The 11,204-nt window shown below is 59.5% G+C and carries 5 protein-coding genes, 2 tRNA genes and 3 rRNA genes; 8 read left to right on the forward strand and 2 right to left on the reverse strand.

From position 1 onward, the window contains the following. Positions 1-15: 15 nt before the first annotated feature. From AC3FLX_RS02865 to AC3FLX_RS02875, 3 genes are all read left to right on the forward strand, one after another. The gene (locus AC3FLX_RS02865; RefSeq protein WP_488693650.1) at positions 16-1,332 is read left to right on the forward strand and encodes a DUF1254 domain-containing protein; all 1,317 of its coding nucleotides are present in this window, start codon (positions 16-18) and stop codon (positions 1,330-1,332) included. Beyond that, positions 1,329-2,306 (forward strand): Bug family tripartite tricarboxylate transporter substrate binding protein, encoded by a 978-nt coding sequence (locus AC3FLX_RS02870; protein WP_488693651.1) that lies wholly within the window; start codon positions 1,329-1,331, stop codon positions 2,304-2,306. The genes AC3FLX_RS02865 and AC3FLX_RS02870 overlap by 4 nt, the downstream gene beginning before the upstream one ends. Before the next feature lie 110 nt (positions 2,307-2,416). Next, positions 2,417-3,406 (forward strand): Bug family tripartite tricarboxylate transporter substrate binding protein, encoded by a 990-nt coding sequence (locus tag AC3FLX_RS02875; protein WP_488693653.1) that lies wholly within the window; start codon positions 2,417-2,419, stop codon positions 3,404-3,406. Between the two features lie 12 nt (positions 3,407-3,418). Here the strand turns inward: AC3FLX_RS02875 and AC3FLX_RS02880 are convergent, their stop codons facing one another. Both AC3FLX_RS02880 and AC3FLX_RS02885 read right to left on the reverse strand, forming a co-directional pair. Beyond that, positions 3,419-3,841, reverse strand: coding sequence for a hypothetical protein (locus AC3FLX_RS02880; protein ID WP_488693655.1), 423 nt, complete (start codon positions 3,839-3,841; stop codon positions 3,419-3,421). A 102-nt stretch (positions 3,842-3,943) separates the two neighbouring features. Continuing rightward, on the reverse strand, positions 3,944-5,530 hold the full coding sequence (locus AC3FLX_RS02885; protein WP_488693724.1) for a 3'-5' exonuclease family protein: 1,587 nt from the start codon (positions 5,528-5,530) through the stop codon (positions 3,944-3,946). A 496-nt stretch (positions 5,531-6,026) separates the two neighbouring features. On the opposite strand from AC3FLX_RS02885, the gene AC3FLX_RS02890 reads away from it, so the two are divergent. The 5 genes from AC3FLX_RS02890 (at position 6,027) to rrf (ending at position 11,179) form a co-directional block, all read left to right on the forward strand. Beyond that, positions 6,027-7,558 (forward strand): 16S ribosomal RNA (locus AC3FLX_RS02890). A 63-nt stretch (positions 7,559-7,621) separates the two neighbouring features. Then, a tRNA-Ile gene (locus AC3FLX_RS02895) sits at positions 7,622-7,698 on the forward strand. Positions 7,699-7,709: 11 nt separating this feature from the next. Continuing rightward, a tRNA-Ala gene (locus AC3FLX_RS02900) sits at positions 7,710-7,785 on the forward strand. Between the two features lie 284 nt (positions 7,786-8,069). Further along, positions 8,070-10,948: ribosomal RNA gene (locus AC3FLX_RS02905) — 23S ribosomal RNA — on the forward strand. A 117-nt stretch (positions 10,949-11,065) separates the two neighbouring features. Then, positions 11,066-11,179 (forward strand): 5S ribosomal RNA (gene rrf / locus AC3FLX_RS02910). The 16S, 23S and 5S rRNA genes sit together here with 2 tRNA genes alongside, the layout of an rRNA operon. Positions 11,180-11,204 lie beyond the last annotated feature (25 nt).

Raw genomic sequence — 11,204 nt, forward strand, 5'->3', positions numbered from 1 at the left:
AGGAGACATCGAAACATGCCGCAATCCGCCACCGACCTGCAGCAGCTTGCACGCGATGCCGTCATCTATACGCTGCCGCTTTACGAAATGGCCCGTATGCGCGCCGCGACGTGCCCGCGTCGTGATCGAGCCGGGAAGTTTGCCGGCGAAGGTCCCGATTCCGCGCTGCGTTGGGTCAACCACCTGATCCATACGCGGGAACTGCTGGGGCCACAGCACCGCCAGGTGGTGACGCCGAACAACGACACGCTATATACCAACGCGTGGATCGACCTGTCGCGTGAACCGGTCGTGCTCGAAGTACCCGATTTCGCGGGCCGCTACTACGTGCTTGGGCTGCTCGACTTCTATACGAATCCCTTCGGCTATATCGGTAGCCGCACCACCGGCACGCGCGCGGGCCGCTTCCTGCTGCACGGTCCGGACTGGCATGGCGAGGTGCCGGATGGCATCCAGGCGATGCCGTGCCCGACCAATGCGATCTGGATGATCGGCCGTCTGCTGGTGGATGGGAACGAGGATCTGGCGGCTGCGCATGCATTGCAGGACGCCATCGCGCTAAAGCGGCTGGACGGCGCGCCTGCCGCATTCGCGTTCGACGTGGGCATGCATGCGCGCGAACATCTTGGCGAACCGCAGCGTTTTGCCGCAGTGGTCAATCAAATGCTCACTCAGAATCCGCCGCCCTCCGCTGAAGCGGCAATGGTTGCGCGCTGCGCCGACGTGGGTATCGGCGCGGGAGTCATTCCCTCGCATGCTCAGGTGGAGGCGCTTGGTCGCGCGTTGCAGGCCGTGCTTGAGGACCTGGCCGAACCGCAGGCGTCGGACATGGGGGGCGGATGGGCGATGTCCGTCGATGTCCGCGAATCGTATGGCGCGCACTATCTGCAACGTGCGCTGGTGGGCCGCAACTATATCGGCGCGCTGGGTGTGCAGGAAGCGATGTACGTGATGGCCGACCGTGGCGCCGACGGCGAACCGCTCGATGGCAACCACGCCTACCGGCTTCACTTTGCGGCCGACAATCTGCCGCGGGTCGGGGCGTTCTGGTCGCTGACCATGTACGACAAGGGCGACTGCATGCTGGTGCCGAACGACATATCGCGCTACTCGCTCGGCGATCGCTCGCCAACGCTTGCGCGCAACGCGGATGGCAGCCTGACGGTGCATATGTCCGCCAGGCCGCCGCGCGACAGCGCACTGCACGGCAACTGGCTGCCGGCGCCGGAAGGTCCGTTCTATGTGGCGTTGCGCCTGTACGTTCCTCAGGCGGCCCACCTCGATCGCACTTATTCCTATCCAGCCATCGAGCGGGTGAGAGAGACATCATGACGCCATCTCAACTGACGCGCCGCCGCCTGGTGGGTGCGATGGCACTGGCCGGCGTGGTGCCGAATGCGTTTGGCAACGCCTGGCCGGGCAAGCCGGTACGGCTGGTATCGCCATACGGTCCAGGCGGTTCGAACGATACGTCGGCCCGCGTGTTGGCCGAGGCGTTGAGCCGAAAGTACGGCCAGCAGGTGGTGGTGGAGAACAAGCCGGGCGCCGGCACGCGCGTGGCCAGCGAATCGGTGGCGCACGCGGCGGCCGACGGCTACACGCTGCTTTGGGCAGCCGCGCCATTTGCGATCAATACCGGTGCGGGCCTGTCGCAGCGGTTCGATATCCATAAGGATTTTGTCGCCGTCGGGCCGCGCGTCCTCGGTCCGGTATTCCTGATCGTCAACGCCAATTCGCCTGCAAAGACCGTGGAGGACTTCGTGAAGCTGGCGCGGCAGAAGCCCGAGGGCGTCACGTTCGCTTCGCCGGGCATTGGCTCCGGGCCGCACCTCACGGCGGAGCTGTTTGCCGCGCAGGCGAAATTCAAGGCGCTGAACGTACACTATCGTGGCGACGCAACCGCCTATACGGAGCTGCTGGCAGGGCGTGTGGATGCAACGCTGACGGCGATCACTACAGCGCTTCCGTTCATTCAGGCCGGGAAGCTGCGTGTGCTCGCGGTGGCCGGGGATGCGCGAACCCCCGTGTATCCCGACGCGCCAACCTTCGCCGAAAGCGGCGTGGCGGATGTGGTCGGCTACGGCTGGTTCGGTATCGTGGCACCGGCCGGGACGCCTTCGGCCATCGTGCAGCAGATCAATCGCGATGCAAGCCAGGCGCTGGGCGATCCGCAGATCAGGCAGAAGCTGCTGGGGTTGGGGCTGCAGCCGTGGCCGGGCGGCAGCGCCGACTTTGCCGGTTTTATCGATGCCGAGGTGAAGAAATGGGGCGCCCTGGTCAAGGCGCGGGGCATCGTGCTGGAGTAACAGGCAGATCCGGGCAGTCCAGCGCGGGCACTTCACAAGATTGTCATAAAAACGTCACAATACCGGACCGGTCCCCGCCGTGTAGAGCGGGGCCGCATCCGGAGAGAGAAATGACGTTGCTCGCTGCCCGCCGTGTCCGGCATGCCCTGGCCGCCCTGGCCCTAACCCCGCTGGCTTTTGCCGCTGGCGTTGCGCACGCTGCCTGGCCGGAAAAACCAATCAGGCTTGTGGTGGGCTTTCCGCCTGGCGGGCCGGTCGATACGCACGCGCGCATCCTGTCCGAGAAACTGCAGCCGATTCTGGGGCAGTCGGTCGTGCTCGATTACAAGGCTGGTGCCGCCGGCAATATCGGGTCCGATAACGTGGCCAAGGCCGCGCCCGATGGCTATACGCTGCTGATCGCCAACACGGGCCAGATGGCGATCAACAACTCGCTCTATCCCAAGCTGCCCTACAGCATGCCGAAGGACTTTTCGCCCGTGGCGCGCACCGCGCTGATTCCGCTGGTGATGGTCGTCAACAACGACGTGCCGGCGAAGAACCTGAAGGAGTTCATCGCTTATGCGAAGGCGAATCCGGGCAAGCTCAACTTCGCTTCGGGCGGCAACGGGGGCATTTCGCACTTGATGCCAGAGATGTTCAAGCAGGCATCCGGCACGTTTATCGTGCATATCCCATATAAGGGCAGCGCGCCGGCGCTGACCGACGTGATGGGTGGCCAGGCGCAGATGATGGCCGACTCGATTCCGCTGTTCACTCAGCACATCAAGACCGGCAAGGTGCGCGCGCTGGCGGTGACATCCGGCAAGCGGTCGCCGGCGCTGCCCGACGTGCCGACGATGGAAGAGTCGGGCCTCAAGGGCTTTGAGGTGGTGGGCTTCTACGGGGTGCTGGCGCCGGCAGGCACGCCGAAGGACATCGTGGACAAGTTGTCCGGGGCGCTGCGTACCGTGCTGGCGGACCCGGACACGAAGGCGAAATTCGAGGCGCAGGGCGCTGAGGCAGCCTGGCAATCTCCGGACGCTTTCACGGCGACGATCGTCAGCGAGCAGAAGCGCTGGGGTCAGGCCGTCAAGGCGTCGGGCGCGAAAATCGACTGACGGCGCAGAAGGTCAGCCGGTGGCGGGGGTTCTGCGTGCCAGACCCGCGCATTGCCCAATCAGGCTCTGGACGCAGCACGCATTGCCGCTCCATTCGCCGCGGCTGACATTGCCATCGGGGCCGGCCACGAGCTTGCGCTGGCAGCGCGCCACCGCGGGCGCCGGTTCCAGCCCGGCATCGCGCGGGCCGCTGCCGGGAGGCTTGGCGACGGGGATCTCGTCGGTCCAGACGTAGGCGGTGCCGTCAGGTACGGCTTGCACGGACTGCGGCGGACCCCACTGGGCCTTGGCCTGGTCCACCGGCGCGCCCTTCCAGGAATCGAAGATGCGTTGCATGGAGCTGGCTTCGATATTGGCGCAGGCGGACATCAGGGCGATTGCCCCCGTGACCAGCAGGACTGCGCTGCAGGCGGTATTGCGAGGCGACGCAGGCATGGCGGCTCCATCTCGAGGGTGCAGGTCCTCCTGTCGGAGACTAGCCGAGTCATCGAGTGGGTGGCAACGCGTTTACGCGCGCCACCGCACCAACGGCCATCGTCAGCCGAAGAGCGAAGGCTGGGTGTCCGAGCCGGTGGGCGCGCGCCTGGCGGTGATTCGCGGCTTCGCTACTGGCTCGGGGTCGTCCGATGCTGCCACCGGGGCCGTCAGCGCGAACGGCCGCATGGAGGGCAGTTGCACGGCTGCCGCCTTCAGGCTGGCCAGATGCGGGGCCAGGATCAGATAGGTGTCCATGTCGAAGCGTGCGGGCGACGCGGTCAGGCTTTCGGCATCCGCCAACGTGGGCGCCGTACCCAGATAGCACCAGTCTTCGATGACGTGCCAGGGTTGGTCGGGCTGCTGGCCTTCGCGCCAGGCAATGGGGCCGGGGAACGGCCAGGCCTCCAGTGCCATGTCGCCCAGTGCGGCCAGCACCCGCACGCGATGATCGGCCCGCGACTCGTGCCCCGTGCAGGCCCCGGCGCATCGATGAATTTGCCGGGCGAAGCAGGGATTGCCGCTGCGCGCTGTCGGCTCGATCATCAGCGTGACCTGGCAAAGCTGCTGGTCTTCGGCCAGCGCGCGCAGCCGCGCACGCGCCCTGGCGCGGCTGGGGAACACGCCATATAGCGCGGCATGACGGCTGAAGTCGACCTGTCGATCCGACCGCAGACGCGGCGCGGGCAGGCCATCCACCAGTTCCCATGCAAATAGCTCGCCATCATGTCGAAGCTGATGGTTATGTAATGGACGGAGCGTCTTGACTAGGTGCGCCTCCAGCAGCAGCGCGCCGATCTCCCCGCCTGTCTCGCGCCAATCCACGCGCCGCACCGCGCGGGCAATCCGCATTTCTTTCGGATTGGTATGGTCACCGGAAAAATGGGCGCGGATGCGCTGGCGCAGATGGATGCTCTTGCCGACGTAGAGCAGCGCGTCCTCGTCTCCATAGAACAGATACACGCCCGGGCGGTCGGGCACATCGTCGAGCGCCGTTTCGCTGAGGCCGGCCGGCAAGCTCGCGTGCTTGACCAACGCCTTGACCGCCGATTCGACCAGATCCACGGAATAGAGGCCATGAATCTTCTGCCAGAACTGCCAGAGCAGCTCGGCATCGGCCAGCGCCCGGTGGCGGCCCTTGGGCACCAGATTGAACCGGGCGATCAGGGCATCGAGCCCATGACGTTCGACGGACGGGAACAGTGAGCGGGACAGGCGCAGCGTGCAAAGCACGTCGGCACGGAACGTCACACCGGCTCGGCGGAACTCATTCTTGAGAAAGCCATAGTCGAAGCGGGCGTTGTGCGCGACGAACAGCCGGCCTTGCAGCCGCTCGGCCAGCAGCTCCGCGATCGATTCGAAGGTGGGTTGGCCGCGCACCATCTCGTCGGTGATGCCGGTCATGCCTTGAATGAACGGAGGGATGCTGGCTTGGGGATCGACGAGCGTGTCCCATTCCTGAATGCCGTCGGGGCCGACTTCCACTACGCCAATCTCGGTAATGCGATCGCGCTGGGCATCCGGGCCAGTCGTCTCCAGGTCGACAAATGCAATAGGCCGGGAGAGGGCGGCCGCCAGCGCGTGCGCGTCGAGCGCCCCCGCGTCGCGGCTGAACAGGCGTTCGGGTAGATAGGTAGGCGGTTCCGGCATGGTCGTCATGCGCCGATTCTACGGGATCGGAAAATTCTTTTGCGAAACCCCTTGCGCGGGCCGGAGGAGTCATCTAATATTCGCCCCCTCGCAACACGAAGCGCACTGCAAACGCAGCAGCGACAAGGGTTGTGGGGCAACAGGGGGTGAGCGGCTGAGGAGTTTTCAGCGCTGACCGGCAGAAAAAAAGTTCTGCAAAAACTGTTGACGAAACGCTGAATGCTCTGCATAATCTCGTTTCTCCGCTGCAACGAAAACGACGCAGCGACAGCGAACGGCAAAGCCGGCCGCTGAGGTTCTTTAACAAACAAACAACCGATAAGTGTGGGCGCTTGATGGCGAACGCCACGAGGTTTCGGCCTTGTGATGCTTCAAAAGTTATCAGTGCTCGCACAGTAAAACATGTTGGTTCACGTCGCGAGATGTGAGCCAGTCAGTTTTCTGAGAGTGAGCGACCGCTCGAAAGAGCGAGGTGCTTCGGCACCACACAGAGATTGAACTGAAGAGTTTGATCCTGGCTCAGATTGAACGCTGGCGGCATGCCTTACACATGCAAGTCGAACGGCAGCGCGGACTTCGGTCTGGCGGCGAGTGGCGAACGGGTGAGTAATACATCGGAACGTACCCTGTTGTGGGGGATAACTAGTCGAAAGATTAGCTAATACCGCATACGACCTGAGGGTGAAAGTGGGGGACCGCAAGGCCTCACGCAGCAGGAGCGGCCGATGTCTGATTAGCTAGTTGGTGGGGTAAAGGCCCACCAAGGCGACGATCAGTAGCTGGTCTGAGAGGACGATCAGCCACACTGGGACTGAGACACGGCCCAGACTCCTACGGGAGGCAGCAGTGGGGAATTTTGGACAATGGGGGCAACCCTGATCCAGCAATGCCGCGTGTGTGAAGAAGGCCTTCGGGTTGTAAAGCACTTTTGTCCGGAAAGAAAACGCACTGGTTAATACCTGGGGCGGATGACGGTACCGGAAGAATAAGCACCGGCTAACTACGTGCCAGCAGCCGCGGTAATACGTAGGGTGCGAGCGTTAATCGGAATTACTGGGCGTAAAGCGTGCGCAGGCGGTTTTGTAAGACAGGCGTGAAATCCCCGAGCTTAACTTGGGAATTGCGCTTGTGACTGCAAGGCTAGAGTATGTCAGAGGGGGGTAGAATTCCACGTGTAGCAGTGAAATGCGTAGAGATGTGGAGGAATACCGATGGCGAAGGCAGCCCCCTGGGACGTCACTGACGCTCATGCACGAAAGCGTGGGGAGCAAACAGGATTAGATACCCTGGTAGTCCACGCCCTAAACGATGTCAACTAGTTGTTGGGGATTCATTTTCTCAGTAACGTAGCTAACGCGTGAAGTTGACCGCCTGGGGAGTACGGTCGCAAGATTAAAACTCAAAGGAATTGACGGGGACCCGCACAAGCGGTGGATGATGTGGATTAATTCGATGCAACGCGAAAAACCTTACCTACCCTTGACATGCCACTAACGAAGCAGAGATGCATTAGGTGCTCGAAAGAGAAAGTGGACACAGGTGCTGCATGGCTGTCGTCAGCTCGTGTCGTGAGATGTTGGGTTAAGTCCCGCAACGAGCGCAACCCTTGTCTCTAGTTGCTACGAAAGGGCACTCTAGAGAGACTGCCGGTGACAAACCGGAGGAAGGTGGGGATGACGTCAAGTCCTCATGGCCCTTATGGGTAGGGCTTCACACGTCATACAATGGTGCATACAGAGGGTTGCCAACCCGCGAGGGGGAGCTAATCCCAGAAAATGCATCGTAGTCCGGATCGTAGTCTGCAACTCGACTACGTGAAGCTGGAATCGCTAGTAATCGCGGATCAGCATGCCGCGGTGAATACGTTCCCGGGTCTTGTACACACCGCCCGTCACACCATGGGAGTGGGTTTTGCCAGAAGTAGTTAGCCTAACCGCAAGGAGGGCGATTACCACGGCAGGGTTCATGACTGGGGTGAAGTCGTAACAAGGTAGCCGTATCGGAAGGTGCGGCTGGATCACCTCCTTTCTAGAGGCTTGTGTTCACAAGTCAAGCGTTCACACTTATCGGTTTGTTTGCTGTTACAGCCAAGGGTCTGTAGCTCAGGTGGTTAGAGCACCGTCTTGATAAGGCGGGGGTCGTAGGTTCAAGTCCTACCAGACCCACCAAGTTATCTCACGGGGGATTAGCTCAGCTGGGAGAGCACCTGCTTTGCAAGCAGGGGGTCGTCGGTTCGATCCCGTCATCCTCCACCACTTACCTTGGGGTAGTCGTCAAAGACAAGTATTCAGGAGTTTATTCTGAGTGATTGTCTTTGGCTGTTGCCAACGAGCATTTAGCTCGGCTGTTCTTTAACAATATGGGATGTAGTAAAGGTGTCGTGAAGCCTTGATGAGAGGCTGAAGTACCCAACACGATACCGGGTTGTGATTGTATCAACCAAAATGTATTTAAGTGATCGAAAGATGACTTGGAATACGGCACAAACGCGAGAACTCAGACCTATGACGGTCGTGTCCTTGAGACACACTCGTTATAGGGTCAAGCGAACAAGTGCATGTGGTGGATGCCTTGGCGATTACAGGCGATGAAGGACGCGGTAGCCTGCGAAAAGCTTCGGGGAGCTGGCAAACAAGCTTTGATCCGGAGATGTCCGAATGGGGAAACCCGGCCCTAATGGGTCATCCCTTGCTGAATACATAGGCAAGGGAAGCGAACGCGGCGAACTGAAACATCTAAGTAGCTGCAGGAACAGAAATCAACCGAGATTCCCAAAGTAGTGGCGAACGAAATGGGAAGAGCCTTGTACTCTTTAGCAGCATTGTTAGCAGAACGGGATGGAAAGCCCGGCCATAGCAGGTGATAGCCCTGTATGCGAAAACAGCGTTGTGGAACTAGGTGTACGACAAGTAGGGCGGGACACGTGAAATCCTGTCTGAAGATGGGGGGACCATCCTCCAAGGCTAAATACTCGTAATCGACCGATAGTGAACCAGTACCGTGAGGGAAAGGCGAAAAGAACCCCGGGAGGGGAGTGAAATAGATCCTGAAACCGCATGCATACAAACAGTCGGAGCCTGGAAACGGGTGACGGCGTACCTTTTGTATAATGGGTCAGCGACTTACATTCAGTGGCAAGCTTAACCGATTAGGGAAGGCGTAGCGAAAGCGAGTCCGAATAGGGCGTTGAGTCGCTGGGTGTAGACCCGAAACCAGATGATCTATCCATGGCCAGGTTGAAGGTGCGGTAACACGTACTGGAGGACCGAACCCACTAACGTTGAAAAGTTAGGGGATGAGCTGTGGATAGGGGTGAAAGGCTAAACAAATCTGGAAATAGCTGGTTCTCTCCGAAAACTATTTAGGTAGTGCCTCGTGTCTCACCTTCGGGGGTAGAGCACTGTCATGGTTGGGGGGTCTATTGCTGATTACCCCGCCATAGCAAACTCCGAATACCGAAGAGTGCAATCACGGGAGACAGACATCGGGTGCTAACGTCCGGTGTCAAGAGGGAAACAACCCAGACCGCCAGCTAAGGTCCCAAAGATTGGCTAAGTGGGAAACGAAGTGGGAAGGCTAAAACAGTCAGGAGGTTGGCTTAGAAGCAGCCACCCTTTAAAGAAAGCGTAATAGCTCACTGATCGAGTCGTCCTGCGCGGAAGATGTAACGGGGCTAAGCCAGTCACCGAAGCTGCGGACGCACGCAAGTGCGTGGTAGGAGAGCGTTCTGTAAGCCTGTGAAGGTGTCTTGTAAAGGATGCTGGAGGTATCAGAAGTGCGAATGCTGACATGAGTAGCGATAAAGGGGGTGAAAGGCCCCCTCGCCGTAAGCCCAAGGTTTCCTACGCAACGTTCATCGGCGTAGGGTGAGTCGGCCCCTAAGGCGAGGCAGAGATGCGTAGCTGATGGGAAGCAGGTTAATATTCCTGCACCGTCGTATGATGCGATGGGGGGACGGATCGCGGAAGGTTGTCCGGGTGTTGGAAGTCCCGGTCCCTGCATTGGAGAAGGCGCTTAGGCAAATCCGGGCGCGGAATTCAAGGATGTGGGGCGAGCGGCCTAGTGCTGCGAAGCAATTGGAAGTGGTTCCAAGAAAAGCCTCTAAGCTTCAGTCATACGAGACCGTACCGCAAACCGACACAGGTGGGCGAGATGAGTATTCTAAGGCGCTTGAGAGAACTCGGGAGAAGGAACTCGGCAAATTGGTACCGTAACTTCGGGATAAGGTACGCCCTTGTAGCTTGACTGGCCTGCGCCAGGAGGGTGAAGGGGTTGCAATAAAATGGTGGCTGCGACTGTTTAATAAAAACACAGCACTCTGCAAACACGAAAGTGGACGTATAGGGTGTGACGCCTGCCCGGTGCCGGAAGATTAAATGATGGGGTGCAAGCTCTTGATTGAAGTCCCGGTAAACGGCGGCCGTAACTATAACGGTCCTAAGGTAGCGAAATTCCTTGTCGGGTAAGTTCCGACCTGCACGAATGGCGTAACGATGGCCACACTGTCTCCTCCCGAGACTCAGCGAAGTTGAAGTGTTTGTGATGATGCAATCTCCCCGCGGCTAGACGGAAAGACCCCATGAACCTTTACTGTAGCTTTGCATTGGACTTTGAACCGATCTGTGTAGGATAGGTGGGAGGCTTTGAAGCGTGGACGCTAGTTCACGTGGAGCCGTCCTTGAAATACCACCCTGGTTTGTTTGAGGTTCTAACCTTGGCCCGTGAATCCGGGTCGGGGACAGTGCATGGTAGGCAGTTTGACTGGGGCGGTCTCCTCCCAAAGTGTAACGGAGGAGTTCGAAGGTACGCTTGGTACGGTCGGACATCGTACCTAAAGTGCAATGGCAAAAGCGTGCTTAACTGCGAGACCGACAAGTCGAGCAGGTGCGAAAGCAGGACATAGTGATCCGGTGGTTCTGAATGGAAGGGCCATCGCTCAACGGATAAAAGGTACTCTGGGGATAACAGGCTGATACCGCCCAAGAGTTCATATCGACGGCGGTGTTTGGCACCTCGATGTCGGCTCATCTCATCCTGGGGCTGTAGCCGGTCCCAAGGGTATGGCTGTTCGCCATTTAAAGAGGTACGTGAGCTGGGTTTAAAACGTCGTGAGACAGTTTGGTCCCTATCTGCCGTGGGCGTTGGAATCTTGACGGGGGCTGCTCCTAGTACGAGAGGACCGGAGTGGACGTACCGCTGGTGTACCTGTTGTCTCGCCAGAGGCATCGCAGGGTAGCTATGTACGGAAGAGATAACCGCTGAAAGCATCTAAGCGGGAAACTCGCCTGAAGATGAGGATTCCCTGGAGGCTTGACCTCCTTGAAGGGTCGTTCGAGACCAGGACGTTGATAGGCTGGGTGTGGAAGCGCAGTAATGCGTTAAGCTAACCAGTACTAATTGCCCGTAAGGCTTGATCCTATAACCAGTGTGTTTTACCTGGTGAGTGCGCCTAGTGCCCAGGTGTACAACACAACCCAATCTTTACTACACCCAGATTCGCCGCGCTGACACTAGTCAGCCCGGCAACCCCTCATGCCTGGTGACCATAGCGAGTTGGAACCACCCCTTCCCATCCCGAACAGGACCGTGAAACGACTTTGCGCCGATGATAGTGCGGACTACCCGTGTGAAAGTAGGTCATCGCCAGGCTCTTATACCCAGAACCCCCAAGCCC

Source organism: Cupriavidus sp. 291-E7 (genome assembly GCF_057798835.1).

Coding starts and splice junctions, on each gene's coding strand:
- AC3FLX_RS02865 (WP_488693650.1), top strand. CDS start 16: ATGCCGCAATCCGCCACCGACCTGCAGCAGCTTGCACGCGATGCCGTC.
- AC3FLX_RS02870 (WP_488693651.1), top strand. CDS start 1,329: ATGACGCCATCTCAACTGACGCGCCGCCGCCTGGTGGGTGCGATGGCA.
- AC3FLX_RS02875 (WP_488693653.1), top strand. CDS start 2,417: ATGACGTTGCTCGCTGCCCGCCGTGTCCGGCATGCCCTGGCCGCCCTG.
- AC3FLX_RS02880 (WP_488693655.1), bottom strand. CDS start 3,841: ATGCCTGCGTCGCCTCGCAATACCGCCTGCAGCGCAGTCCTGCTGGTC.
- AC3FLX_RS02885 (WP_488693724.1), bottom strand. CDS start 5,530: ATGCCGGAACCGCCTACCTATCTACCCGAACGCCTGTTCAGCCGCGAC.